A 24,901-nucleotide genomic window follows, 5' to 3' on the forward strand; every position below is an offset into this window, starting at 1 on the left:
TCGCTCTACCTCTTTGAATCGACGCATCGCTCAGACGGCGACCTTGGCATCCTCGCGCGGGCGGGCATCGATCGTCCGTCCGTCGGACAACAACTCGCGCTCGCGTACCCAGCCGATGCCGCTTTCATGGTCGCGCGCGCCGCGCTCGCGCTGGATCAGCGACCAATTGCCGGGCTCGCCGGTGATCTCGAAGAGATTGTAGCGCGAGGCCGGATGCTCGCCGCCGGGCGCCTGGCTCGCCGAGGGGACGCCGACGACCGGGATTTTTCCCTCCGGTCCGTCCAACCAATAGAGTGTGTCGAGATGGGTGTGGCCGTGCAGCACGAGTTCGGCCCCAACCTCGCGCATGACCTTGGAAAAAAACTGCTTGCCGATCAGCCGCTTGTGCCAGGCGGTCGCGCCCGAGATCGGCGGATGGTGGATCATCACCACGCGGAAGTGGCCGGTCGCCTTGGCCCGTTCAAGCAGCCGAGCAAGGGCGAGCGCCTGGTGTCGCTTGAAGGTGCCGGTGGCAAAGAACGGCGCCGTTGCCTCCGCGCTGGATGCGCCGAGGATCGCCACCGGTCCGCGGCAGCGCATATAGGGGAACGAGCTGCCGATTGCCGAAAGGGCGTTGTCGCCGACCATATACGCGTTCCACTCGCGATAGGAGCGCTTCAGCGCGCCGGGCACATAGGCGTCGTGATTGCCGGGGACGACGGAGACGTCGTGAGGCGTGCCGAGATCTTCGAGCCACAGGCGGGCGGCGGCCGTCTCCTTCTTGGTGGCGAGATTGACGAGATCCCCGGTCACGGCCACATGGTCCGGCGCTTCTTCCTTGAGATCCTGGAGGAGATTGGTCAGGGTGTCGCCGAACATCACCCGGCGGCGGTTGCGATGCCAGTTGACGTAGCCGGTGACCCGTTTGGAGGCGAGTTCGCGAAAGGAGAGTTCCGGCAGCGGCCCCAGATGGATGTCGGAAAGATGGGCGAGTCGGAACATGAAGCGGGCTTTCTCGATGGCCGTTGCAAGACCGCGCGCGGGAGAGGCGCGGCCTCTGCTCGTGGATTGAATTTGACATTTGCATCCCAGTTGGGTTCGTCCGTTGAATGAAATGTCAAATTCGAAAAATCCACGAGGATCATAACCTTGGCTCGTGGTCATTGCGACTCCGACAGTTGCCGAGCGGTTTCCACAACACGGGACCAAATGTCGGAATCAGACCACCAGCGCCGTGCGACGGGCGTGTTCTGTCATGCGAACGGCGCGGCTGTAAAACCGCACAATTGGTCGCTCTTCGAATTGTAGACGCCATGAGGGAGAGGTGAACCGTGCGACTTCAGAAAATCCTGGTCGGGGCCATGCATGGCGTTCATCTTTTGACGCGCCCGATGACGCTCGGCGTGCGCGGCGCGGCCTTCGATGCGCAAGGCCGGATCTTTCTGGTTCGCCACACTTATATCCGCGGTTGGTACATGCCCGGCGGCGGCGTTGATGCCGGTGAGGCGGCCGAGGACGCGCTGCTGCGGGAGCTTTCGGAAGAGGGCAATCTCGAGGTTGAGGCGCGCCCGACGCTGATCGGCGTCTATTGCAACAACACCCAGTCGAAGCGGGATCACGTCATCCTCTATCGCTGTGACGGCGTGACGCAACACGAAGTGAAGACGCCGGATCGGGAGATCGCCGAGTCGGGTTTTTTCACCCTCGACAATCTCCCGGACGGGCTGACCGACGCCACGCGCCGCCGGCTCGACGAACTCGCCGGCCGGCAGCCGATCGACCGCTACTGGTAGAGCCCGGCGGCATCTTTCGCCGCGTCACCGGCCTGGCGCCGAGCGCTTGGTTGGCAGGTGAGATGCCGCGCTTTGGAAACCGGTCCGCGCTGTCGGTCACGCCTGCGCCGCAACTTTCGCGCGGCGCATCCGTCGACTGAGCACCGCGCAGGGGCCGTGGGCCGGCAAAGGCTGCGCCGGATCAGTCGCCGAAGGGGACGCTGTCGCGGCGATGCGGCCGGTTCAGATCTTGGTCCGGGCCGAGCGGGACAATGCCGGTCGGGTTGATCGTCTTGTGACTCCAATAATAGTGGCCCTTGATATGGTCGAAATTCACCGTTTCGGCGACGCCCGGCCATTGATAGAGCTCCCGCATATAATCGAAGAGCGCCGGATAGTCGGCAATCCGGCGCCGATTGCATTTGAAGTGGCCGTGATAGACCGGATCAAAGCGGATCAGTGTGGTGAACAGCCGCCAGTCCGCTTCCGTCGGTGCGTGCGAGGCGACGAGATAGCGCTGGCTCGAGAGACGGTCTTCGAGCGCGTCGAGCGTCTCGAAGAGTGCGTGGAACGGCTCTTCATAAGCCTCTTGCGTGGTCGCAAAACCGGCCTTGTAAACGCCGTTGTTGACGGTGTGATAGACGCGTTCGTTGATCGCGTCGATCGCGGCGCGATGCTCGGCGGGTGTCAGGTCGACGCTGTTGTCGGCGAAGGCGGAAAAGCCGGTGTTGAAGATCCGGATCAGCTCGGCCGACTCGTTGTTGACGATCGTGCCTTGCTTCTTGTCCCACAGAACCGGAACGGTGACCCGACCGGTGTAGCGCGGCTCGGCTTCGAGATAGATCTCGTAGAGCCGTCGCTTGCCGAGCACCGTATCGGGGATCGTGCCCGGCCGCTCGGAAAACACCCAGCCCTCTTCGCCCATGTGATCGTCGACGATTGACAGCGAGATGACGTTTTCGAGCTTCTTCAGTTTGCGGGCGATCAGCGTGCGATGCGCCCAGGGGCAGGCGAGCGAGACATAGAGATGATAACGGCCGGCTTCGGCTTGAACGGCGCTTCTGCCATCCGGTCCAGGCGCGCCATCGGGCGTGATCCAGTTTCGGAACGTCGTTGTGGTTCGCTCGAACTTACCGCCGGTCTTGTCGGTGTCGTACCATTTGTCCTGCCACTGGCCGTCGACGAGAAGTCCCATGATGCGCCGTCTCCTGGATTGGCGTGTTTTAAGAGGCCACCGGTTCGCGCGCGGTCCGGTTGGTCGCTGGTTGGTAACCGAAAGGAGCGTTGCGGTGTTCCTGCTTTCGACGCGACGGTGCGTCACCGCTGCGGGCGGCGCGACGCCGGACACGGGATAATCGCATCCGCAACCTGCGTCGTGGCGATTGCTCTTGCTACGGGAAGGTGCTAACGGCGGCACCACTTGTTTCTGGGGAACGCTTGTCATGACCATCAACCGACGACGAAAGACGCTTCGCGCCTTTGGGCGCTGAATTCTCGTCGTTGGCACCCGGGCGCGCGTCCGGGCTCTGCGAGCGGCGCGACCGCTCGACACCTGCCTCTGGACTGCTCCCCCGATGTTTCACCTGAACGACGTCCGGTTTCTGCCCGAACGCCCCGACCATGACGCCGCGATCGAGCTGATCGCCGACGAAGCCTTCGGACCCGGTCGCTTTGCGCGCGCTGCAGAGCGCGTGCGCGAAATGGCGCCGCACGACCGCGAACTGTCCTTTGTCGCCGAGCATGAAGCCGAAATCATCGGATCGGTGCGGCTGACGCCGATCCTCGTCGGCGCGGCGCCGAGCCTGTTGCTCGGGCCGCTCGCGGTTCGCCCGGCCTATAAGAACAGGGGCGCGGGCAAGGCGCTGATGCGGCTGTCGGCGGAGGCGGCGAAGGCTAAGAGCGAGCGCTCGATCATCCTGGTCGGTGATCCGCCCTATTACGAGCCGCTCGGCTATTATCCCCTTCCGCCGGGGACCATTGCAATGCCCGGCCCGGTGGATCCGCGGCGGCTGCTCGGGCTGGAACTCGTCGCCGGCGGCCTTGACGGCGTGGCAGGCGCAATTCGCGCCCGTTCGTCATCGCTCAGATAAGCCGGCTTTCGTTCGCGCGGGGCCGCCCAAGATTGTTCGGCGATGGAATTCAAGACGGGAGAGCCCGATGCTCGACTCCATCAGAGTGCGGATCCTGTCTGTGTGCGTCCCATCGCACGCACGGCGCTCTACAGCACCGGCCCGAAAATCGGAATCGATTTTCGGGCCGGTGCGTCGATCCAAAGGGTCAGAGCGACCTTTCTACGTCCGATAGGACGCCGGGCGCTCTAGAACAGCGCGTGGGTGTCGATGAGGCGCTGTTCGGTTGTCGCCGCATCGGCCGGTGCGCCGAAATAGTAGCCCTGTCCGAGTTTGCAGCCGTAGCCCAAAAGGCGTTGGGCCTGGCTGGCGTGTTCGATTCCCTCGGCGACCACCTTCAGGCCCATCCGATCGGCGATATTGATCAGCGCCTCGACGATCGCGCCGCCGCCGGCGTCGCTCTCCATGCGTGAGATAAAGGACTTGTCGATCTTGATCGCGTCGATCGGCAATTCAAGCAGATGGGTCAGCGAGGCGTAGCCGGTGCCGAAATCGTCGAGCTCGAGTTGAAAGCCTTGGCGATGCAGGGCGCTGACCATTGGCGCAATGCGGTAGGCGCCGCCTTCAATGATCACGGTCTCAGTGATCTCAAAGGCGATATTGCTGGGGGGGACGCCGTGACGCTTGAAGGCATTGATGATATCGTTGCAGAATCCGTCTTCGGCGAAATCCGCGCTGGACAGGTTGATCGACAGCCGCTGCGGCTCGATCCCGAGGGCCAGCCAGCGCGCCATGTCGGCCGCAGCCTGCTCGACCATGTACCGGGTGATGCCGATCGAGGCCTGCCGATCCATGAAGGCATCACCGAACTCGCTCGCCACCGCGACTCGCCCGTCCGGGCAGCGCATGCGCACCAGAGCCTCGAGGCCGAGGATTTCGCCGGAGGCGATGTCGGTGATTGGCTGATAGTAGCTGACGATCCGCTTGTCGCCCAGCGCTTCGTTGACCGCCAGGATCGTCTCACGTCGTCGGGTGATGGCGTTGCGCAGGTCGGAGTCGAAGGCGACAAACCCGCCGCGCTTGGTCTGTTTGGCATGACTGAGCGCGAGATCGGCGTTGCGCTGGAGAGCCTGGCTGTCTTCCCCATCAAGGCCGCGCACCGCCCCGCCCATGGACAGGGACGGTTGCAGCTTGTGGCCATTTGTTTCGAATGGCCGGGTCATCAAAGCGCGAACCGTTTCGGCCATCGCCTCGAGCCCTTGCCGATCCGAGCAATTGTCGAGCAGCACAGCGAATTCGTCATTGCCGATTCGATAGGCGGAAAATTCCGGCGGTAGGCCAGACAAGCGTTTCGCAATTTCGGCGATCAGCCCGTCGCCGGCGGCATGCCCGAATGTGTCGTTGACTGTCTTGAGATGATCGGCGTCGAGTATGATTAGCCCGAAGCCGTCCGGCATCGTCAGCTTACTGAGGAGAGTTTCCTCGAAGCGATGGCGGTTCGGTAGGCCGCTCAGGCGATCGAAATGAGCCAGGGTGAAATTGCGTTTCAAGACATCGCCGAAGGCGATCGAGACCCGGCAAAGATGCACGCAGGTCTGGGCGATCGCACGTTCGATCTTGTTCGCTTCCCGGCTTTCTCTGGAATAGAACGCGAAGGTCGCGGCGACCTTGCCATCCGACTGCATGATCGGGATCGACCAGCAGGACCGCAGCCCGAGCGACAGAGCCAGCGATTTGTAGGAAGCCCATCTGGGATCGGTCTCGATATCGGTGACCTGAATCGGACGGCGATGATAGGCTGCGCTCCCGCACGAACCGACCATCGGGCCGATCGTCAGTTCGTTGACCGCCGCCGCGTATTCTTTCGGTAGCGAGGGGGCCGCGACGCTTCGCATCCGCCCGTTCGGCTCGATCACGGCGATGGTGCAGATCGAGTCGTGCGAGAGTGCTTCGGCTTGACGACACACCATGTCGGCGACGGTGTCGAAGTGCGCACCATCGGCCATCGCCGCGAGAGCGACGTTCTGCATATCCTGAAGTTGTTCGTAAATTTGCATACCGACACGCTTAGCAACGCAGCTACTGGATTTCTCCTAATGCCTTCGTGCGAATTTTCAATAGTCGTCGAGACGTCTACGCAATAGAAAGTGAATAAATTATTGAAATTTCATATTTTTAGTGAACTTTTCAAAATAACCAACTCTAGAAACGTCAGTGTTGCGTGAGTTTTATGGATGCAAAATGAAATATTGCCTCCACAAAGAGCGCAGATCCCTGCGAGCAAATCATAGCCACGCCGATTTCGATTTCTTTAAAATAAATTGTATCTAACGTTACAGCGGTCATTCATCGTCCCTCCCGGTACCACGTCGCTGAAAGCGCCAGCAGCAGGACGGCGAGGCCGAGGAAGCCTGCAAACAGCGGGGTGCGATCGACGCCCTTGAGGATTGTCTCATCGGTCGTCTTCAGGCCGATCCAGTCGCGCCCGTTGCCATCGGCCCGGCCGCTGATCGGGACGATCCGCGGCACGACGACATCGCTGGTGTCCGCGCTGCCGATGCGCCGGACGCTGCCATGGCTGGCATCGGCGATCGGCTGCAGCTTGGCGGTGGTGGAGATCGCGTCGCGATATTCGCGGGGATTGACCGGGCCGACGGTGCCAAGCGCCCGCAGATCGCCATTCGCGGCCTGGAAGAGCCCGATCTCGTTGGTCTTCAAAACGCCTTCCCAAAGACCGGAGCTGACATTTTTCATCGGCACCTTCACCGCCTTGCCCGACGGCGTGATCACCGTCGCGGGCCCCGGATCGTCGCCGATCGTCTGGCGGGTAACGACGAGATCGGAGCCACGGGCCGAGGCGTCGAGGGATTCCTCCTCGAGCTGCGGCTCTTTCATCAGCCAATGGGCGAGGCGCCGAAACAGCGCGACATGCGGGCCGCCGCCTTGGAAGCCGCGCGACCAGAGCCATTCCTGATCCGACAGAAGCAGCGCGATCCGGCCTTCGCCGACGCGATTGAGCACCAGAAGCGGTTTCTTGTCTGGCCCGGTCATCACCGTCTCGCCTTTCGGCTGATCGACGTCGATGGAGCGGAACCAGGGGCTCCAGTCGGGCGGTGTCGAGTCCGAGCCGGGCAGATTGCGGGTGACGGGATGCTTTTTGCCGAGGTCGGAGACGTCCGGATAGAACGCCTTCTCCTCGACTTGGCCGGTCGGCAGTGCCGGCAGAACGGCCTGCAGCGGCGTGTTGGCAATGCTTTCGGGGCCGGCATATTCCGGTCCGGCGGCGATCAGCATCGCGCCACCATTTTCGACATATTGGGCGATGTAGTCGAAATAAAGCGAGGGCAGGACGCCGCGTTCCTGGTAGCGATCGAAGATGATCAGGTCGAAGTCGTGGATCTTTTCCACGAACAGCTCGCGGGTCGGAAAGGCGATCAGCGAAAGTTCGTCGATCGGCGTGCCGTCCTGCTTCTCCGGCGGACGCAGAATGGTGAAATGCACCAGATCGACCGCGGCGTCGGACTTCAACAGATTGCGCCAGGTGCGCTCGCCGGCATGGGGTTCGCCCGAGACGAGAAGCACCCGCAGATTCTCGCGGATGCCATCGACGACGGCGATCGCCTTGTTGTTGACGCCGGTGATCTCGCCTTTATCGCGCGCGACCGTTAGCTCCAGGATATTCTTGCCGGCGCGGGGCAGCTGGAAGGTTACTGCTTCGTCGGCCCCGGGCGTTGCCTGCTCGCGGGCGATCAGATCGCCATTCAGATAGACCTGCACGGGGACCGGGGCTTGCGCCGCGCCTTTGCCCTCTTCGATTACCCGATAGGTCAGGCGCTGATCCTGATTGACGAGACCGAAGCGGGGACTCCGCGTGACCTCGATGCGCCGGTCGAACTCGTCGGCATGGCCGGTGATCAGGGCGTGAATGGGCGCATCGAAGCCGAGTTTCGAGACATCCTTGGGAATATCATGCACCTGGCCGTCGGTGATCATGATCGCCCCGGCAACCCGCGAGGGGGCGACGTCTTTGAGCGTCTCGGACAGGGCGCCAAACAGCGCCGTGGTCGCATCGCTCGACGGTGTCCCTGAGGATTTTGCCTCGACCGTGCGCACGTCGAACTGCGGAAAGCGGGCGAGGCTCTTCTTCAGCGCCGCCTCTTCCTGATCGGTTTGGGCGGTTCGGTTCTCGATTGACTGGCTCTGGCTGCGATCGACGACGAGAGCGACAACGCTCTTCATCGGATCGCGCTCTTCGCGCAGGATCACCGGATTGGCGAGGGCGAGGATCAGCGCCGCGATCGCCAGGATACGGATCAGCGCGCCCGGCGTGCGGGCGACGAACAACGCCAGCGCAAGGAGCGCCGCGGGCACCGCGAGCGCCACGAGGATGGTCCAGGAAAAGAACGGGGCGAAGGCGATCGACCAGCTCATTGGCCAAGCCTTTCCAAGAGCGCCGGCACATGGACCTGATCGGCCTTATAGTTGCCGGTCAGCACATACATCACGATGTTGACCCCCGCCCGATAGGCCATTTCCCGCTGGCGCGGGTCGGAGGAATCCGTCGGATAGAGAAACAGGCCCTGGTCGTCGATCGCCCAGGCGCCGGCGAAATCATTGGCGGTGATCATGATCGAGGAGACGCCGTCGCCGCCGCGGGCCGGGCGTTTGTTGCCATCGGCGTCCTGCACCAGCGATTCCACCCAGAGCGGCGAGTCGTCGTGGAGGCCGGGAAAGCTGTTGAGAATATAAAACGCCTTGGTCAAAACGTGATTGGCCGGGACCGGCTCCAGGGGGGGGATGTCGAGGTCGCCGAGAATGTCCCGCAGCCGCCGTTGTCCCGCCGAGACGTCGCCATTGAGGGACGATAGCGTGTCGCCCTGAACGTCGAACAACACCGTCCCGCCTTGTTTCATATAAGCGTCGATGCGACTGATCGCGTCGGTCGAAGGCATGGGATCGGTGGCGCTGATCGGCCAATAGATCAGCGGATAGAAGGCAAGTTCGTCCTTGGTGATGTCGACGCCCATCGGCGCGCCGGGCTCGAGCGCGGTCTTGGCGGCGATATAGCGTGTGAGGCCGCGCAGACCCGCCTCGGATTTGTCGTCCTCCGCCGCGTCACCGGTTTCGACATAGGCAAGATGGGTCTGGGCTGTCGCCTTGATCGCGCGCTCGACATCGAATTTGTCGGAATGTTCGATGGTCTGCGCCAAGGCGACGGTTGGTGCCGTGACGGTGGCCAGGATGGCCCCGCCGGCGAGCGCCATGAGCAGGATCGCGGCGGATGTTGCCGGACGGCGAGAGAAGCGTTCCTTAAAGCGGTCGAAGCCGCCGTTCAGCCAAAGCAAAGCGAGCGCATCGAGCGCAAAGAGCACCAGCGCTGCCGCAAACAGCCAGGGCCTGAGATCCAGACTGTCCTGGTTGAGATAGGGGCGCTGATCGACGGCGGCGCCGAAATCCTTTGCGGCGAGCGGCTTGAGCTCGGCATCGGCCGCGAGCAGATTGTGGGCCACATAGCCGTCCTCACCGCCGTAAAGCCCCGGCGGATTTTGCAGCGTCACCGGCGCCTGGCCTTTGGCGGTGACGGTGAGCGGCTGGGCTTCGGGGCCTGGCGAGACCAGCCGGCCGGTGCCGTCGAGCAGCCGGTAGGGTGGCAGGCTCTCGGCCGCGGATTTGCCCTGCGTCCCGCCGGCATTGGCCCGCGACAGGCTGACGATCCGGCGCAGCATCGAGACGAAGGCGCCGGAAATCGGCAGGTTCGACCAGGTGGCCTCGGCGGTGACGTGGAACAGGACGATCGTGCCGGCGCCCTGCTGCCGGGCGGTGACGAGCGGCGTGCCGTCGGTGAGGCTCGCCCAGGTGTGCTTGGCAAGATCAGCCGAGGGTTCGGCGAGGATCTGGCGCGATACGGTGACGTCGTCTGGTACCGCGATGCCGGCAAAGGGACTGGTGTCGCTCATCGCCGCGAGTTTTTGCGGTTCCGACCAGGACATCGCGCCGCCGAGCTGCCGCTCGCCGGCCCGCAACCGCACCGGCACCAGCGGATCCTCACCGGTGGTCGCGGCAAGGCGCGGCCCGGCAAAGCGCACCAGATAGCCGCCGTCATTGACGAATTTCTCAAGCGCGGTGCGGGCCGTCTCCGGTACGACGCCGATATCGGCGAGAACGACGACCGAAGGCTTGCGCTGCAACAGCTCGGGGATCGCCTTGGCAAGATCAGCGGTCGAGGGACGCACGAGATCGGCGTAGGGCTGGAGCGCGCGGGAGATGTAATAGAGCGGCGAGAGTAGAGGCTGCGCATCGTCGGCGGACTCGCCGGACACCAGCGCCACGCGCCGGCGGCGGAAGGAATCGTCGAGAAGGCGCACCGCGCCGGCGGTCGCTGCGCCCTCGACCTCGATCCGGGCGATGTCGTTGCGCATTTCGACCGGGATGTCGAAGCGGGCTTCGCCGGTGCCCTTCGCGGTGTCGAAGGTGACCGGTGCGGTGCCGACCTCGCGCGATTGAGAATCGCGGGCGACCAAGGTGAAGGGCCGGTCAGGTTCGCCCGCCGGGCGCACCGCCGAGACGATCAGCGACTCGGTCGAATTGTCGGCCTTGGTCAGGCCGATGACATTGGCGATGTCTGGCTCGTAGACGACCGTCTGCGCTGGTGAGAGTGCCGCGAGCGTCGTCGCGGCCTCCTGGGCGTCGGCGCTATCGAGACCGTCGGACAAAAAGACGAGAGTGCCGGGCGTCTGGCCGGAGAGGGCCGTGGCGAGACGCTTGGCCGCCTCGAGCCGATGGGTTGGAATGGGGCGGGGGCCGACGGCAGCCAGCCGTTCGAGCGCTGTGGCGGCCTCGATCGGCGCCGGGTCGTTGTCCGGCCCTTCGGCGGTGAAGGCGAGGGCGACGGGGCGGCCGGTCTCGCCGGCCTGCCGGATGATTGCTTCGGCCGCCTTGCGCCGGGCGTCCCAGTTTGCGCCGGAGGACCAGCCATTGTCGACCAACAGCGCTACCGGGCCGGAGCCGCTGATCACTGTCTCGCGCGGATTGAGCGTCGGCGCGGCGAGCGCGAAGATGACGAGAGCGGCCAAGAGCAAACGCAGGAGCGTCAGCCACCACGGGCTTTTCGACGGCGTCTCCTCGGTCTTGAGAACGCGTTGCAGGATGCGCAGCGGTGGAAACGCCTCGACCTGCGGGCGCGGCGGCGTCAGCTTCAACAGCCACCAGATGACGGGAAGCGCGAGCAGGCCGGCAAGAACGAAGGGCGCTCCGAAGGCAAGCGACAGGCCCCCGATCACGAGCGATGCCCCGTGGCCTGGGGCACACCGGCCAGCTGGGTGTGGAGCGAGACCAGCGCCTCGGAGGCGAGACGGTCGGTACGATGGGGAATGAAGCTCCAACCGAGTCGGCGGCAATGCTCGGACAGCACCGTGCGGTGCGCGTCGTAAAGCTGCGTGTACTCGGCTTTCAGAGTTTCGGCCCGGCCGGCGGTCAAGCGGCCGCCGCTTTCGGGATCGCGAAACTCGGTGCGGCCGACATAGGGAAAGGTTTCCTCGGCGGGATCGGCGACCATCACCAGATGGCCGCGAATGCCGCGCCGCGCAACGCGGTCAACGAAGCCGATGATCTCGTCGATCGGATCGAGGCAATCGCTGATCATGACGATCTCCGAAAAGCGGCGCAGGCGATCGTCCGGCGGAAAGCGGTCGTCAGGCCGGGCGTTCATCAAAGCGCCGGCGAGCCGCTCGGCGGCATTGCGGGCGGCGATCGGCTCGATTACGCCCGGATAGCCGATCCGTTCGCCCGAACGCGACAAAAGCTCGGCCAAAGCCAGAACCAGAACCAGCGCGCGCGACTCCTTCGACACCGGCGCGGCCGCAGACTGATAGCGCATCGACGACGATGGGTCGGCCCAGAGCCAGACCGTGTGGGCCGCCTCCCATTCGCGGTCGCGCAGATAGAGATGGTCGTCTCGGGCTGAGCGGCGCCAGTCGATCCGCGCGACCTGTTCGCCGTCGACGAAGGGGCGGAACTGCCAGAAATTTTCGCCGATGCCACGGCGGCGGCGGCCATGCCAGCCAGCGATCACCGTCGAGACGATGCGCCGCGCCTCGACCAGGAGATCGGGCATCAGCGCCGCGCGTTGGCGGGCGCGACCCAGCGCATCGGAAGCCTTGGTGAGTTCGACGGTGGAACCGATCGGCATCAAGCCAGTCCTGTCGCGATCATGCGGCGTCGCGTGTGAGGGCTGCGATCACGTCGCGCACGCTCATGCCCTCGGCCCGCGCGGCGAAATTCAGCGCCATGCGGTGCTGCAGGATCGGCTCGGCAAGCGCCATGACGTCGTCGACGGAGGGCGCCAGCCGGCCATCATAGAGCGCGCGCGCCCTGACGCAGGTCATCAGCGATTGCGAGGCGCGGGGGCCCGGTCCCCAGGCGATATGGGTGTCGGCCTCCTTATGGCCGCTCCCAGGCCGAGCCGAGCGCACCAGCTTGAGGATCGTCTCGACGACGCTTTCGGGCACCGGCATCCGGCGCACCAGCGCCTGAATGTCGCGCAGCCGATCGGCGGACAGCACCGGCTCGGCATGATCGTTGGCGCCGCCGGATTCGAGCAGGATGCGCCGCTCCGAGGCGAGATCCGGATAATGCACGTCAACCTGCATCAGGAAGCGATCGAGCTGGGCTTCGGGCAGCGGATAGGTGCCTTCCTGCTCCAGCGGGTTCTGCGTTGCCAGCACATGGAACGGTGCCGGCAGATCATAGCGCTCGCCGGCGACGGTCACATGATATTCCTGCATCGCCTGCAAGAGCGCCGACTGGGTGCGCGGCGACGCGCGATTGATCTCGTCGGCCATCAACAGCTGGGCAAAGACCGGGCCTTTGACATAGCGAAACGAGCGGCGCCCGGTCTCGTCCTGATCCATCACCTCGGTGCCGATGATGTCCGACGGCATCAGATCGGGCGTAAACTGGATGCGGCGGGCGTCGAGGCCCATGGCGACGCCGAGTGTCTCGACCAGCTTGGTCTTGGCAAGGCCCGGCACGCCGACAAGCAGGGCATGGCCGCTGCCGAGAATGGCGATGATCGTCTGTTCGACGACGCTTTCCTGTCCGAAAATCACCCGGCCGACCGACGCCTTTACCCGGGCGATGTCGCTGAGCGCCGCCTCGGCCATCGCGACGATGGCGTCATCCGAGAGAGCGGGCTCATGCGGAGCGAGAATCGTCATGAATGGTGGTCTCCTCTGCGTCGAGGCCAAACAGGGGCGCCATTTCGCGGCGCGGCCTTCGCGAGTAGCTTATGGGAGCGAACCCGTCGATCAATCAATACGATCGCGAGTCCTGGTGGCAAGCGCCGAACGGCCAACTATTTCGTGAGGAAGAAGACGGGCGAAAATGAGACCGTGCCGACCGGCAGGGTCGATCCTTTGGCAAGACAGAACGCATGACGAATCAAGCTTCTAAGAATGCGGTGAGCCTTTCGGCGCTGATCTCGCGGGCCGAGCGGGCCGGACGCGGGGCTCCGCCCGTTGACCATTGGAATCCAAATTTCTGCGGCGACATCGACATGCTTATCCGCGCCGACGGGATGTGGCTCTATCAGGGGTCGCCGATTCGCCGCGAAGCGCTGAAGCGGCTGTTCTCCTCGGTCTTGCGCAAGGATGCCGATGGGCGGACCTATCTGGTTACGCCGGTCGAAAAGCTGGGGGTCACGGTTGAGGATGCGCCGTTCATCGCCGTCGAGATGAGCCGCGAAATCATCGATGGCGCGCCGACATTGACCTTCCGGACCGATGTCGGCGACGTCGTGACGGCGGGGCCGGCGCACCCGATCCGCTTCGCCGAGGAAGAGGGTGAGGCATTTCGCCCCTATGTTCTCGTGCGCGGCCGCTTGGAGGCGGCGTTGACCCGCGCGCTTGCCATTGATCTCACAGATTTTATCGAGACGGACGAGGCCGGCTGGTTCATCGCCTCCGGCGGAGCGCGTTTCAGGATTTCGGGAGGCAAGACGTGAGCGTGGTGTCCGGCGGTCTTGTCACCGGTTTGACGGCCGCGGATTTGCGCCGACGGCTCGCGGCGGATGCGGCGGCTCGAGCCGGAGACGCGCCGACGCGTGAGCTGGGCGATCATCGCCTCAATCCCGATCTCGTCGCTGAGATGACACAGGTGCATTCGCGTGAGGCGGCGGTGCTGGTGCCGGTGGTCGATCGCGGCGACGCGGCAACGGTGATCCTGACCACGCGGACCCGATCGTTGCGCAAGCACTCCGGCCAGATCGCCTTTCCCGGCGGCGCGATCGATCCCCAGGACGCTTCGCCCGAAGCCGCGGCGCTGCGCGAGGCGTTGGAGGAGATCACGCTCGATCCGGCCTATGTCGAGCCGATCGGCCGGCTGCCGCGCTATCTGACGACGACCGGGTTCTGCATCACGCCGGTGCTTGCCATCGTCTCGCCCGGCTTCACGCTTCGCCCAAACCCCGGCGAGGTGGCGGATGTCTTCGAAGTGCCGCTCGGCTTTCTGATGGACGCCGCCAATCACCGGCAGGAAAGCCGGATGTTCGACGGGCTGACCCGGCACTACTACACCATGCCCTATGGCGAGCGCTTCATCTGGGGCGTGACCGCCGGGATTTTGCGAACACTCTACGAACGGTTTTATGCATGACGCAGATTTCGGCCGCTTGGGTCAAGGACGAGAGGCTTCAGGCGCTGCTCGTGGCGCTGGGCGAAGGGGACGACGAGGCGCGGGTCGTCGGCGGCGCGGTGCGCAACACGCTGATGGATCGCCCCGTCACCGACATCGACATCGCCACCACCACGCGGCCCGAAGAGACCATCCGGCGGGCCGAGGCGATCGGTCTCAAGACCGTGCCGACCGGCATTGCCCATGGCACGGTCACCGTCGTTTCCGACGGCCGGCCCTATGAGGTGACGACCTTGCGGCGCGACATCGAGACCGATGGGCGCCATGCCGTCGTCACCTTCGGTCGCGACTGGCAGGCCGATGCCGAGCGGCGGGATTTCACCATCAACGCGCTTTATGCCGACCGTGAAGGTCGGGTTCTCGATCTCGTCGGCGGGCTGGCGGATCTCGAGCGCGGCATGCTGCGCTTCATTGGCGACGCCGAGCAGCGGATCCTGGAGGACCGGCTGCGGATCCTGCGCTTCTTCCGGTTTTTCGCCTGGTACGGCCGTGGACGGCCGGACGCCGACGGGCTGCGCGCGGCTACCCGGCTGAAGGATGGGCTGACGAAGCTCTCGGCCGAGCGTGTCTGGAACGAGATGCGCAAGCTGCTTGCGGCGCCCGATCCCTCGCGGGCGCTCTTATGGATGCGCCAGACCGGCGCCTTGACGGTGGCGCTGCCGGAAAGCGAGCGCTGGGGCATTGATGACATCCACGCCCTTGTGGAAACCGAACGGGTCCGCGGCTGGGCGCCCGACGCGCTGCTGCGGCTGATGGCGATCGTTCCGCCGGACCCGGCCCGTCTCAGCGCTCTGTCCCAGCGCTTGAAGCTCGCCAATCACGAGCGCGATCGGCTGCTCGCCTTTGCCAACGAACCGGAGCCTGATCCGGACGAAAGCGACCGGATGCTGAAGGCGCGGCTCTTCCTCGGCAACCGGCAGGCGAGCGAGGACCGGCTGCGGCTCGCTCTGGCCAAGGCTCAGGGTAAGGTGGCTGGCGATCCAGCGGCGCTCGAAACGGTGGCCAAGCTCACGGCGCGGCTGGCGACGGTCAACACTTTCACAGCTCCGAGCTTTCCGCTGAAAGGGGAGGATCTTCTGGCGAAGGGTTTCAGGTCGGGTCCGGTGCTCGGAAAGGAAATCGACCGCCTGAAGCAGATCTGGGTGAAAAGCGGATTCACTCTCGGGCGGGAAGATCTTCTTGCCGCTTCCACCTCGCCGGAAACGCAGGGCGATTGAGGCGCAAATGCTCCAGCATCGGCCCGACAATCGGAATCGATTTTCGGCAAAGCACGATGCGTCGATTCAAAGGGTGAGAGCGACCTTTCTGCGTCCGATCAGACGCAGGGCGCTCTAAAATCGAGCGGCCCAAGTTCGCCCCGGCGGGCGTCGCGTTTAACAAGAACGGGCGGCGCCGTTTCAGCGCCGCCCGTTCTTGTTATTGCAGGCAAGATCGCGGTTCACGCCGCGTGTTCGGTCGCTGCTTCCGGACGTTCGACCATCTTCTCGCGAAACGAATCCATCATCGACGGACTGACACGCTCGATCCCAAGCGCGTTGGCTTGGGCGATCGCCTTGCGGATCACGCCGGCCTGGCTGTCGGATCGGATCACCCGGCGGCTACCGGAAAAAACCGCGCTGCAATCAAGTTCGTACATCGTCGTTCCTCCCATTATCTTTCTGTTCATTATATAGGGGGAAAACGGCGAGAAAATTATATTGGTTCAATCACATAACGAATATTTGCGTGGCTGACGACGGTCTTCGACGTCGTCGAATCGGCTGCACGCGGCTGTGGGGCGGCACGGGTCGACGTCTGATGCCGGCCCTCGCATGGCGCTCTATGGCCACTTCACCACCGGCGGCATCGAGGACAGGATCGATTGGACGTTGCCGCCGGTCTTCAGGCCAAACAGCGTGCCGCGATCGTAAAGCAGATTGTATTCGACATAGCGTCCGCGACGGATGAGTTGTTCCTCGCGATCCTCCTCGGTCCAAGGCAGCGGCGCGTTCTGCCGGACGATATGCGGATAGACGACCAGGAACGCCTTGCCGACGTCTCTGGTAAAGGCGAAGTCCTCGTCCCAGCCGCCGGCATCGTCGGCCGAATGCAGCCAATCATAGAAGATGCCGCCGATGCCGCGCGCCTCGTTGCGGTGAGGCAGGTAGAAATACTCGTCGCACCACTCCTTCAGCTTGTCGTAATCGGCAACGCGGCGGTGGCGGTCGCAGACGAATTTCAGCGCCCGGTGAAAGGCGAGGGAGTCTTCGTCGTCCTGAGTGCGGCGGCGATCGAGGGTCGGCGTCAGATCGGCACCGCCGCCGAACCACTGGCGAGTCGTTACCACCATGCGGGTGTTCAGATGTACGGCCGGAATGTTCGGATTGTGCAGATGAGCGATCAGCGAAATGCCCGAGGCCCAGAAGGTCGGGTCTTCCTCGGCGCCTGGAATCTGCTTGCGGAATTCCGGTGAGAATTCGCCATGAACCGTGGAGACATGCACGCCGACCTTCTCGAACAGCCGGCCGCGCATCATCGACATGACACCGCCGCCACCGCCGCCAACCTCGCCATCGCGGAACCATTCGGTCCGCTCGAAGCGGCCCGGCGTGTCCGATATTGCCTCGCCGAATTCGTCCTCCAGCGTCTCGAAGGCGATGCAGATGCGGTCGCGTAGCGCTTCGAACCAGGCCCGCGCCATCGCCTTTTTGTGCTCGATGTCCTCCGGCAGGCCTTTCGGCAGTTCTGGTCGTTCCATGCTGGACTTGCCCGTCTGTTCTCGATCGTCTGCGGTGTTTTCACGCCCGGCGCCGTGGCAGCCCGACCACCCGCATCAGCGGCGGCGAACGGGCCGGATCATTGCGCGAACGGGCGGAACGCCACCGAGCCTTTTCGATTCGTTATCTCTTCACCGAGACACTATCTGCAAGACAGATTGATAAGAACCCGCATTCATCCGGAGTCCCCATGTCCCCGCTCGGCCGGCCACCGCTCGACGGATTGAAGCGCCAGCTTTTGCGTCGCCGTGAGCAACGCGCCGGCGAGGCCCGAGCGACGCACGACAATTTTGTCCGCGAGACCTTTACCATGGAGCGGGCAGCGGCTCGCCAAAAAGCGCGCGAGTGGTTCAAGAAATATCCGAAGGCCGCCTATTGGACGCAGGTCGAAAGCTGGCGGCAGCTTCCCGACCAGCGGATCGAGTTCACCATGCGCCGTTTGCCGACGGCCGATTGAGGCGCGAGCATTCGAGACATTTGCCGCCAAGCGGGCGACGACGCTTAAGCGTCGAGCAACCAGCCGCCCTGGCGCATCGCTTCGGCGGCGACGATCCCCGCCGAAACGGCAAGATTGAGTGAGCGGGCGCCCGCCGCCATCGGGATCGTCAGGCGCGCATCGGCTCTGGCATGGACATCATCGGGAACGCCGGCGCTTTCGCGGCCGAAGAGCAGCCTGTCGTTTTCTTGGAAGACGAAGTCGCTGTAGGTCGTCGTCGCTTTTGTCGTCAAGAGAACGATACGGCCTGGCCGTTGCTCGCAATCGGCGAGGAAGGCGCTCCAATCGACGTGGCGTTTGAGGGTCGCCATCGCCGCATAGTCCATGCCGGCCCGTTTCAGCGCCCGGTCGGAGCTGTCGAAGCCGGCCGGCTCGATGAGTTCGACGGTCAGGCCGAAACAGGCGGCAAGACGAAGGATGGTTCCGGTGTTGCCGGCGATGTCCGGTTGGTAGAGCACGATCGACGGGCACATCGGCCCTCCTTCAGAAAACGGGCATCTTGTCGTAATGTTTGGCTATAGAGGCCGCTCATACCAAATTTGCGCGCGACCGGTCAGTCTTGGCGGCATCGGCCGCTCCGGCCGCTGCAACGGGTCGTGCGGCAACCATGGGCACACAGCGAGATTGCGGGCGGATAGACCAAGACGACGGATGCAGATGCCGGTCGCGGCCTTCGCGGCGCTGCTTGGCCGTGCCCGGCAGCGAGCGCGGACGATCCCGGCGACGGCGCGCGCGCTTGATCTGCGACGCCGGTTGGCGATGGCGCTGGCGTCGGTCAGGTCGGGTGGAGCGACCGTCAAGGTTAAAGTCATCGCCGTTGCGGGTCGCGCCGCCGTCTTAACGAAGCTGGCAGCAGCGCTTGTCAAACGCGGTTCGCGTCGCCGGGCCGGCAAGGCCAAGCCGCCGTCGGCCGCCACTCACTGGACCGGGCCGGCCGCAGCCGAGCGTCAATCCGGCAAACGGCTGCTGCTCGGCGAGACGGCTGGTTTGGCAACGCGGCTTTGCCTGGTCGCGCTGTTCATCGCGGCGGGCGCTGCGGCGCTGTTTCTCAACACCGACGCCGGGGACGAAGTCGTCGAACAGCTGCACCGCGCGGCCGCGACCGGCGGGATCTTCGGCGACGACATCCCGTCGCCGGACGCTGCCGGCGGCAAAGGCGGTGCGGCGCGGCCGCAGGCGGCGTCGTCCGTCGCCCCGATCCTGCTGTCGCCGCCCGAGCCTGACACCGCCCAGACCTTCGTGCGCCTGGCGATGACCGATCCCAAGCGGCTCTGCAAGGCGGTCGATCCGACCAAGGGTCTCATGCAGTGGCATGAAAGCCCGGCTCTCAAAGGGCAATGGGAGTGCGATGCGACCGGCAATCTGGATGGCACGCGCGTCGTCGAGAAGGACGTCGAGGATGGGGCCGACGTCCCCGATCAAAATGCCGTCTACGTGCCGAAGCTGCCGACGGAGCCGCAGCTCTTCGTCATTGCCCGAGGCGCCGAGAAGGACACGATCGGCAGCCTGCGCATCAAATTGATCGCCGACGGTGAGTCAAAGGCGAAACGCGGCGCCACGCGCTTGTCGATGCTGACGGGAAAGCTGTTCGATGTTTTGCAGTGGCAACCGCCGGACGGCATGCTCACTGATTTGGCCCAGCTCTATCCCTTCGATCGAACGCAACTGGGAACCCGGCTGAAGTTCAGCCGTGAGGACAGTCCGGGCTGGCAGTACAATCTGATCATCATCTTCCCGGATTCGCGCAAATATCGACAGGAATCAGCGTTCCGAGAGGCCGAACAGGCGCCGCCGGCGGTGCCGGTGCCGGCGCCGAACTTGGATACGGACCCACAGGCTGGCGCTCCGGCAGAAGGAACGCCGTTGCCTCCGCAAACACAACCATGAGGCCGGGCCGATGCCTGCGTCCGACAGAACGCACAAAGCCCGATGCGTCAGCGCTTGCGTCCGGAGGTGTTGACCGTTGCCGTGCTCGGGGCGTTCCGGCGGCGACCAAAGGCGACAGGCCGGTGGCTCGACGCGACTCGATAGCCGGCGCCGCCATCCTCGGCGTGGAGAGGCTGATGGGGGGCCGGGTTGTGGCCTGCAGGGGCGATTGAACGCAGCGGAAGGCCGAGTTCGCGGCAGCAGTCTTCGACGGTGATGGCGCGAAAGAACCGGCGCAGATCCTCAAAGGCGGTGATGTCGCGGCCGGCGGTCTCGTGAACGAGCATCGCGATGCTCATCGTATCCCCAGTTTGCAGCCCTAAAAGCTTCAAGGCGGCGGCGAGGGAGTGTCCGTGCTCGTCGCGCCACAGCTGATCCGCGGCGGCTTTGGGCAGCGACAGCATTGCCGCGATCGTCGCCAGACACCGCTCCCTCGCGCCGCTGCGGGCGGCGGCCATCAGGCCTTCATGTGTCAGGGTGAGCGAGGCTTCGCCGGCGGGCGGCGGCTGCAAGCGTTCGGACGTCGTCGCCTTCCCCGCCTTTGTGGCGCCGCCGGTCCTGCGGCTGGCAAGGGCCCGCAGCGCGTCGCGGGCTGCCGCCGCGCTGCGCAGTGGCGCTTCGGCGCCGCCGCTGTCGCCCGTTTCCTGTTCCTGTCGCGCAGCGGGGCGAGATCGCATTGCCGTCGTTGCAGCGGGCCGCTTGTCGCGCGCGCCACGATCTTCGCGAGCGGTGTGCCGGCTGTTGAGCAAGGCCGCGTCGTGTTCGGTCAGACAGGGACTCGAAAATAGGAATGGCGCCGAAATGTCCGCCGGCTCGGCCAGGATCAGCGTGACGATGGCGCGGGGGAGATCGGGTTTGTTTGCGAGGGCGATCGCCAAGTCGCGCTTGGTTTCGACTGACAGCTTGTCCCAGGTCGACGTGATCAGGCGGGAAAATTCGGCACTGTGGCTCGCGCCGGGCCGGCGCAGATCGAGATAGCCGGCGACCGCCGCCTTAACGATCGTGTCGAAGGCATGGCGTCCCTGCCGGGTCTCGAGCGTACGGAAGATGCGTGGCATCTTGTCGGCCATGGCGCTCCGCTCAACCTGCTCTGAGCCCTGCCGAAGCTCGGACACGCTGCCCTGCTCGCATCCACCCAACCGCGCCGTTGCGTGAATTTGATCACAGGGCATTTCGAAGCGGTGCCGCAACATCACGAAGGGACGTTTCTAAAGATTTTGGATAGGTTTACGCAAGATTTCTTAGCAACCTGTTAACTCTGGTCGGGTGCGCTGTGAGCACTCATCCATCCGCCGAGAGACAGTCATGGCGCGGCACGTTGACGAGGTGAAACGAATGGGCGTGATCCTAAATTTTCGACGAGGGTCGGCCGACCAGGAAACGGCCGGTCCAAATGCGGTTGTGCAATGCGCGACGGCGCGTTGGGTCCGAGACGGGCGGACCAATGAGATTAGGGCCGGAGAGGGGAGCGTCGTGATCCTGCCCTGTGTCCGCTATGAGCGGTGCGAGGGACAGCTATCGCCGCGACCGCGAATCCGGCGCAGCGACGACGGCGATCCGGCGGAGTGCGCTGTCGCGGTCCGACAGCCGTGACGCTGCGATCGTCCGTGACGGCAACAGAACGATCCGCCGGAAGAAGACGGGTGCCCGCTATCTTGAGTGCGGGATCACTGCGCCGTGCGGCCGGTCGTGGTTGGCTGTGGTGATGAGGTTGCCGGCGACGCGCGTCCTGCAGCTGTGCCGGACTTGTGAATCGCGTCCGTCGACAAGGCGTCGTCTAACGGTGCCGGCTGGCATTTGATCGAGCTGATGAAGGCGTCGATCGACGGGCGCTTGCTTTCCTCGTCCACCAGCATCCGAATGGTCATATAGCCGGAGCTCATCTCGACCTCGACGGGGATCTGGGTCTCAGGCGCGTCCTCGATCGCCGACTTGTCGACCAACTGGTCGCGCGTTCCCACCATCAGGTCGAAGGCATTGTCGACCGCCGAGCGGTCGTTGATGCTGTAGAGATTGTCGCCCTGGCGATTGTAGATCGAAGCCGACCAGAAGGCTGGATCGCGTTGGCTGGCGACGATCCGCACTGGGCCGTTGGCGAGCGAGAAGCGGCAGCCGGCTGTCAAAAACGCGGGATCGACGAAGGCGAAATCGCCGATCGGCGCGTCCGTTGTCGCAAGGGCCGGGTTGGGATCGGCGTCGAGCGCCTCGACCCGCACCAGCTGATTGAGCGTGCCGATTTCGGCCAGCCGGCTCCAGGCATTGCGCCGGGCGACGTCGGGCATGGTGAAGATCACTGCGATGTGGACCAGCCCGGCGCCGACGACGCCGATCAAGATGGCGAGGATCAGCTTACCCACGGCGGCATTCCTCGCGGTGGATCGTGGGCAAAGTCAGGCTGGACGCGCCGCTCTCGGCGCTCGCGGGTGTATCGTAGAGCGCCAGCACCAGGATCATCTGCCCTGTACCCGAGGTGGCGAGCCAGTTGCCGGCCCGGGCCGTCGGACCGACGGCGATCGCGAAGGAATTGTCGTCGTTGCGCATCAGATTGTTCGAGGTCAGCCAGCCCGGTCGGCCTGCCGCCGGGGTGATGAGCTGGCCCTCGGGCATGTAAGCGGCAAGGGTAAAGATCCGCGCCGGCGGTGTCGTGCCTTCGATCGAATAGCTGCATTCGCGGCGCAAGGGCTGGCCGCTGTCGTCGGCCGAGCCGCGAAACTGGATGCCCTCGCCGATGCCGAGATTGAGATTGCCGATCATCGCCAGGCGCGCCTTCGAATAGGGATCGGCGTCGGGCGCGCCGGCAAAGGGCGTCGCCTTCCACTGGCCGACCTCGACAGTCGCGATCTCGGACGATTCTTTGACGGCCCATTTTGCCGACCAGCCGCCGAGATAAAGGGCGATGCCGACGGCGATCATGACGAGGAGTGTGAACTGCATCGGCTCGGTTTCACGCGGGCGGCTGCGATCCGCGCCCCCGCTCAGTCTGTGTTGTCGGTCCGTGATCGCGGTTTGAATGGGCTGGCGGGATCGATGGGCGCGCGGGATGGATGAAAAGACTATTGCGTCCTGGCCGGTGCGGCGTCGCCGGTGTTGGCGTCGGCAGAGGCCAGCTGTTCGGGATCGAGCGGTTTGATCGCTTCGAGGCGATCGGCAATCGTGGCGAGAACCTCCTGCGCCTTTCGGCTGAGCGGCTGCGTGGCGGCAGGCGGGGCGGCGCCTTCGCCGGAATCGGCGACTGTCTTGCGCCCGGCGGGGAACGGATCGTCGATATAGGGGATCGGCTTCAGCTCGATGTTCTTGTGCGCGGCTTCCATGAAGCGCTGCCAGGTCATCGCCGGCAGCGAGCCACCGGTCAACTTGTTGGTCGGGGCGAAACTGTCGTTGCCGAACCAGACGGCGCCGACATAATTGCCGGTGAAGCCGACGAACCAGCCGTCACGATAGCTCTGGGTAGTGCCGGTTTTGCCGCCGACCCGCGTCATCGACAGCTGAGCCCGCCGTGCCGTGCCGTTTTCGGTGACGCCGACCAGCATCTCATTCATGTATTTCGTCGCCTGCTTGCTGAGGACGCGGTGATGGGGTGGCAGATCCCGTCGCGCGTCCCAGACCACCTTGCCGTCGCCATCCATCAGCTGTTCGATCGCGTGGCGATGGGCGTCCATGCCGCCATTGGCAAAGACCGTATAGGCGGTCGCCTGGTCCATGACGGTGACCTCGCTGGTGCCAAGCGCCATCGTCTTGTCGCCCCTGAGCGGCGACTCGATGCCCATCGCCTTGGCGGTTTTCACCGTGTTGGCGAAGCCGACCTTCTGATAGAGCTTGACGGCTGGGACGTTCAGCGATCGCGCGAGGGCGGTGGCCAGGGTCACCCGGCCATGGAAGGAGCGGCCGTAGTTCTGCGGCGACCAGCGGCCGATAGTGATCGGGCTGTCGACGATGGTATCTCTCGGCGTCATGCCCTGCTGCATTGCCGTCGCATAGACATAGACCTTGAAGGACGAACCCGGCTGGCGCAGCGCCTTGGTCGCCCGGTTGAACTGCGACACGCCGTAGTCGCGGCCGCCGACGATGGCCCGCACGCTGCCGTCCGAGGCGAGCACCACCATCGCCGCTTCGCCGACCTTATAGGTCTTGCCGAACTGGCGCAGATGATACTCGACCGACTCATCCGCTAGCTTCTGCAGATTCATGTCGATCGTGGTGCGGGCGATGAAATTGCGCTGCTTGAGACCGTATTTTTTGGCGATCCGCTGCACTTCGTCGAAGGCGTAGTCGAGGAAGTAGTCGGGCGAGGGGGTCGAAGAGCGGTCGATCGCCGTCGCCGGATGACGCCGCGCCGCGATCACCTGGCCTTCGGTGAGGAAATGTGCCTGAACCATATTGGTCAGGACCTCGTTCGCTCGGGCGCGCGCGGCCGGCAGATTGATGTGCGGCGCATATTTCGCCGGCGCCTTGAACAGACCCGCCAGCATGGCCGCCTCGGCCAGCGAGACGTCGCGGATATTTTTACCGAAATAGAATTCGGCCGCCGCGGCCGCGCCGAAGGTGCCGCCGCCCATATAGGCGCGGTCGAGATACATCGACAGGATCTGACGTTTGGTCAGATGCGATTCCAGCCACAGGGCGAGGAAGGCCTCCTTGATCTTGCGATCGAGGCTGCGCTCGTTGGACAGGAAGAGATTCTTTGCCAGCTGCTGGGTGAGGGTCGAACCGCCCTGGACGACGCCGCCGGCCTGGGCATTCACCGTCATCGCCCGGACGAGGCCGATGAAGTCGATGCCGAAATGGTCGAAGAAGCGCCGATCCTCGGTTGCCAGCACCGCCTTGACGAAATTGTCCGGCATTTCGTCGATCGGTACTGCCGCGGCGCGCATCACCCCGCGCCGGCCGATCTCGTCGCCATGCTTGTCGAGAAACAGAACCGAATAGTTGGTCTCTTGCGGCAGGCCGTTCCGGGTCATGCGGATGGCCGGCTGGGCAAGGGCGAGAAGCAGGACGAAACCGGCGAGGCCGAGCGTCAGGCCTTCACAGGCCAGCTCCACCAGAATGCGGTTGAAGCCGCGCGCCCGCATTTTGCGCGAGACGATGGTGACGCCTTCCCACCAGATGGCGACCGCATGAAAGAACCGCCAGATGCTCGAATCGATCCACGCATCAATCTCGATCAGCCGCGACGGCTGCCGACGCTTGCGGGGAAAATTCGGTTTGTTATGCACG

The 24,901-nt window shown here is 64.4% G+C and carries 21 protein-coding genes; 7 read left to right on the top strand and 14 right to left on the bottom strand.

Annotated features, from left to right (window positions below; all coding sequences use genetic code 11):
* Positions 1-30: 30 nt before the first annotated feature.
* Complete coding sequence (locus J1C48_RS11865; protein WP_207258065.1) at positions 31-981, bottom strand: metallophosphoesterase family protein; 951 nt, start codon at positions 979-981, stop codon at positions 31-33.
* 359 nt (positions 982-1,340) lie between these two features.
* Between J1C48_RS11865 and J1C48_RS11870 the strand changes: the two genes are divergently transcribed.
* On the top strand, positions 1,341-1,772 hold the full coding sequence (locus J1C48_RS11870) for an NUDIX domain-containing protein (RefSeq protein WP_207258121.1): 432 nt from the start codon (positions 1,341-1,343) through the stop codon (positions 1,770-1,772).
* A 181-nt stretch (positions 1,773-1,953) separates the two neighbouring features.
* Here the strand turns inward: J1C48_RS11870 and J1C48_RS11875 are convergent, their stop codons facing one another.
* Positions 1,954-2,946 (bottom strand): glutathione S-transferase family protein, encoded by a 993-nt coding sequence (locus tag J1C48_RS11875; protein ID WP_207258066.1) that lies wholly within the window; start codon positions 2,944-2,946, stop codon positions 1,954-1,956.
* A 379-nt stretch (positions 2,947-3,325) separates the two neighbouring features.
* Between J1C48_RS11875 and J1C48_RS11880 the strand changes: the two genes are divergently transcribed.
* Positions 3,326-3,841 (top strand): GNAT family N-acetyltransferase, encoded by a 516-nt coding sequence (locus tag J1C48_RS11880; protein WP_207258067.1) that lies wholly within the window; start codon positions 3,326-3,328, stop codon positions 3,839-3,841.
* A gap of 227 nt (positions 3,842-4,068) precedes the next feature.
* Here J1C48_RS11880 and J1C48_RS11885 read toward each other — a convergent pair whose 3' ends face one another.
* The 5 genes from J1C48_RS11885 to J1C48_RS11905 form a co-directional block, all read right to left on the bottom strand.
* Positions 4,069-5,877, bottom strand: coding sequence for a bifunctional diguanylate cyclase/phosphodiesterase (locus J1C48_RS11885; RefSeq protein WP_207258068.1), 1,809 nt, complete (start codon positions 5,875-5,877; stop codon positions 4,069-4,071).
* Positions 5,878-6,166: 289 nt separating this feature from the next.
* Entirely contained in the window at positions 6,167-8,251 is a 2,085-nt protein-coding gene (locus tag J1C48_RS11890; protein WP_207258069.1) for a hypothetical protein, read from the bottom strand.
* The gene (locus tag J1C48_RS11895) at positions 8,248-11,100 is read right to left on the bottom strand and encodes a DUF4159 domain-containing protein (protein ID WP_207258070.1); all 2,853 of its coding nucleotides are present in this window, start codon (positions 11,098-11,100) and stop codon (positions 8,248-8,250) included. The genes J1C48_RS11890 and J1C48_RS11895 overlap by 4 nt, the downstream gene beginning before the upstream one ends.
* Positions 11,097-12,008, bottom strand: coding sequence for a DUF58 domain-containing protein (locus tag J1C48_RS11900; protein ID WP_207258071.1), 912 nt, complete (start codon positions 12,006-12,008; stop codon positions 11,097-11,099). Before J1C48_RS11900 ends, J1C48_RS11895 begins: the two co-directional genes overlap by 4 nt.
* Before the next feature lie 19 nt (positions 12,009-12,027).
* On the bottom strand, positions 12,028-13,035 hold the full coding sequence (locus J1C48_RS11905; protein ID WP_207258072.1) for an AAA family ATPase: 1,008 nt from the start codon (positions 13,033-13,035) through the stop codon (positions 12,028-12,030).
* 215 nt (positions 13,036-13,250) lie between these two features.
* On the opposite strand from J1C48_RS11905, the gene J1C48_RS11910 reads away from it, so the two are divergent.
* From J1C48_RS11910 to J1C48_RS11920, 3 genes are read left to right on the top strand one after another with little or no spacing between them, the layout of a single operon-like run.
* Positions 13,251-13,820, top strand: a complete 570-nt coding sequence (locus tag J1C48_RS11910; protein WP_207258073.1) for a DUF1285 domain-containing protein — start codon at positions 13,251-13,253, stop codon at positions 13,818-13,820.
* Positions 13,817-14,470, top strand: coding sequence for a CoA pyrophosphatase (locus J1C48_RS11915; RefSeq protein ID WP_425523499.1), 654 nt, complete (start codon positions 13,817-13,819; stop codon positions 14,468-14,470). The genes J1C48_RS11910 and J1C48_RS11915 overlap by 4 nt, the downstream gene beginning before the upstream one ends.
* Positions 14,467-15,726 carry a CCA tRNA nucleotidyltransferase gene (locus J1C48_RS11920; RefSeq protein ID WP_207258074.1) on the top strand — a complete coding sequence of 420 codons (1,260 nt, stop codon included), beginning with the start codon at positions 14,467-14,469 and terminating at the stop codon, positions 15,724-15,726. Before J1C48_RS11915 ends, J1C48_RS11920 begins: the two co-directional genes overlap by 4 nt.
* Positions 15,727-15,947: 221 nt before the next feature.
* On the opposite strand, the gene J1C48_RS11925 is transcribed toward J1C48_RS11920, so the two are convergent.
* Together J1C48_RS11925 and hemF are read right to left on the bottom strand one after the other, a co-directional pair.
* On the bottom strand, positions 15,948-16,145 hold the full coding sequence (locus tag J1C48_RS11925) for a hypothetical protein (protein ID WP_207258075.1): 198 nt from the start codon (positions 16,143-16,145) through the stop codon (positions 15,948-15,950).
* 183 nt (positions 16,146-16,328) lie between these two features.
* A complete protein-coding gene (hemF, locus tag J1C48_RS11930) occupies positions 16,329-17,246 on the bottom strand; it encodes an oxygen-dependent coproporphyrinogen oxidase (protein WP_207258076.1) in 918 nt (305 codons plus the stop codon).
* 209 nt (positions 17,247-17,455) lie between these two features.
* On the opposite strand from hemF, the gene J1C48_RS11935 reads away from it, so the two are divergent.
* The gene (locus J1C48_RS11935; RefSeq protein ID WP_207258123.1) at positions 17,456-17,722 is read left to right on the top strand and encodes a hypothetical protein; all 267 of its coding nucleotides are present in this window, start codon (positions 17,456-17,458) and stop codon (positions 17,720-17,722) included.
* Positions 17,723-17,766: 44 nt separating this feature from the next.
* Here the strand turns inward: J1C48_RS11935 and J1C48_RS11940 are convergent, their stop codons facing one another.
* Positions 17,767-18,234, bottom strand: a complete 468-nt coding sequence (locus J1C48_RS11940; protein ID WP_207258077.1) for a tRNA (cytidine(34)-2'-O)-methyltransferase — start codon at positions 18,232-18,234, stop codon at positions 17,767-17,769.
* 178 nt (positions 18,235-18,412) lie between these two features.
* Between J1C48_RS11940 and J1C48_RS11945 the strand changes: the two genes are divergently transcribed.
* Positions 18,413-19,648, top strand: a complete 1,236-nt coding sequence (locus J1C48_RS11945) for a DUF6030 family protein (protein ID WP_207258078.1) — start codon at positions 18,413-18,415, stop codon at positions 19,646-19,648.
* A 47-nt stretch (positions 19,649-19,695) separates the two neighbouring features.
* Here J1C48_RS11945 and J1C48_RS11950 read toward each other — a convergent pair whose 3' ends face one another.
* The 4 genes from J1C48_RS11950 to J1C48_RS11965 all read right to left on the bottom strand — a co-directional run bounded on the left by J1C48_RS11950 (position 19,696) and on the right by J1C48_RS11965 (position 24,900).
* Positions 19,696-20,757 carry a hypothetical protein gene (locus tag J1C48_RS11950; RefSeq protein WP_207258079.1) on the bottom strand — a complete coding sequence of 354 codons (1,062 nt, stop codon included), beginning with the start codon at positions 20,755-20,757 and terminating at the stop codon, positions 19,696-19,698.
* Positions 20,758-21,354: 597 nt separating this feature from the next.
* Entirely contained in the window at positions 21,355-22,044 is a 690-nt protein-coding gene (locus tag J1C48_RS11955) for a DUF1254 domain-containing protein (protein ID WP_207258080.1), read from the bottom strand.
* The gene (locus tag J1C48_RS11960) at positions 22,037-22,621 is read right to left on the bottom strand and encodes a DUF1214 domain-containing protein (RefSeq protein ID WP_207258081.1); all 585 of its coding nucleotides are present in this window, start codon (positions 22,619-22,621) and stop codon (positions 22,037-22,039) included. The genes J1C48_RS11955 and J1C48_RS11960 overlap by 8 nt, the downstream gene beginning before the upstream one ends.
* Before the next feature lie 119 nt (positions 22,622-22,740).
* Positions 22,741-24,900 carry a transglycosylase domain-containing protein gene (locus J1C48_RS11965; RefSeq protein WP_231081741.1) on the bottom strand — a complete coding sequence of 720 codons (2,160 nt, stop codon included), beginning with the start codon at positions 24,898-24,900 and terminating at the stop codon, positions 22,741-22,743.
* Position 24,901 lies beyond the last annotated feature (1 nt).

Origin of the sequence: Jiella flava (assembly GCF_017349315.1) — a bacterium.
In the GTDB taxonomy this organism is placed as follows: Bacteria; Pseudomonadota; Alphaproteobacteria; order Rhizobiales; family Rhizobiaceae; genus Jiella; species Jiella flava.

Excerpts from the sequence above, each read along its gene's own strand:
- J1C48_RS11865 (WP_207258065.1), bottom strand. The coding sequence starts at position 981 with ATGTTCCGACTCGCCCATCTTTCCGACATCCATCTGGGGCCGCTGCCG.
- J1C48_RS11870 (WP_207258121.1), top strand. The coding sequence starts at position 1,341 with ATGCATGGCGTTCATCTTTTGACGCGCCCGATGACGCTCGGCGTGCGC.
- J1C48_RS11875 (WP_207258066.1), bottom strand. The coding sequence starts at position 2,946 with ATGGGACTTCTCGTCGACGGCCAGTGGCAGGACAAATGGTACGACACC.
- J1C48_RS11880 (WP_207258067.1), top strand. The coding sequence starts at position 3,326 with ATGTTTCACCTGAACGACGTCCGGTTTCTGCCCGAACGCCCCGACCAT.
- J1C48_RS11885 (WP_207258068.1), bottom strand. The coding sequence starts at position 5,877 with ATGCAAATTTACGAACAACTTCAGGATATGCAGAACGTCGCTCTCGCG.
- J1C48_RS11890 (WP_207258069.1), bottom strand. The coding sequence starts at position 8,251 with ATGAGCTGGTCGATCGCCTTCGCCCCGTTCTTTTCCTGGACCATCCTC.
- J1C48_RS11900 (WP_207258071.1), bottom strand. The coding sequence starts at position 12,008 with ATGCCGATCGGTTCCACCGTCGAACTCACCAAGGCTTCCGATGCGCTG.
- J1C48_RS11905 (WP_207258072.1), bottom strand. The coding sequence starts at position 13,035 with ATGACGATTCTCGCTCCGCATGAGCCCGCTCTCTCGGATGACGCCATC.
- J1C48_RS11910 (WP_207258073.1), top strand. The coding sequence starts at position 13,251 with ATGACGAATCAAGCTTCTAAGAATGCGGTGAGCCTTTCGGCGCTGATC.
- J1C48_RS11920 (WP_207258074.1), top strand. The coding sequence starts at position 14,467 with ATGACGCAGATTTCGGCCGCTTGGGTCAAGGACGAGAGGCTTCAGGCG.
- J1C48_RS11925 (WP_207258075.1), bottom strand. The coding sequence starts at position 16,145 with ATGTACGAACTTGATTGCAGCGCGGTTTTTTCCGGTAGCCGCCGGGTG.
- hemF (WP_207258076.1), bottom strand. The coding sequence starts at position 17,246 with ATGGAACGACCAGAACTGCCGAAAGGCCTGCCGGAGGACATCGAGCAC.
- J1C48_RS11935 (WP_207258123.1), top strand. The coding sequence starts at position 17,456 with ATGTCCCCGCTCGGCCGGCCACCGCTCGACGGATTGAAGCGCCAGCTT.
- J1C48_RS11940 (WP_207258077.1), bottom strand. The coding sequence starts at position 18,234 with ATGTGCCCGTCGATCGTGCTCTACCAACCGGACATCGCCGGCAACACC.
- J1C48_RS11945 (WP_207258078.1), top strand. The coding sequence starts at position 18,413 with ATGCAGATGCCGGTCGCGGCCTTCGCGGCGCTGCTTGGCCGTGCCCGG.
- J1C48_RS11950 (WP_207258079.1), bottom strand. The coding sequence starts at position 20,757 with ATGGCCGACAAGATGCCACGCATCTTCCGTACGCTCGAGACCCGGCAG.
- J1C48_RS11960 (WP_207258081.1), bottom strand. The coding sequence starts at position 22,621 with ATGCAGTTCACACTCCTCGTCATGATCGCCGTCGGCATCGCCCTTTAT.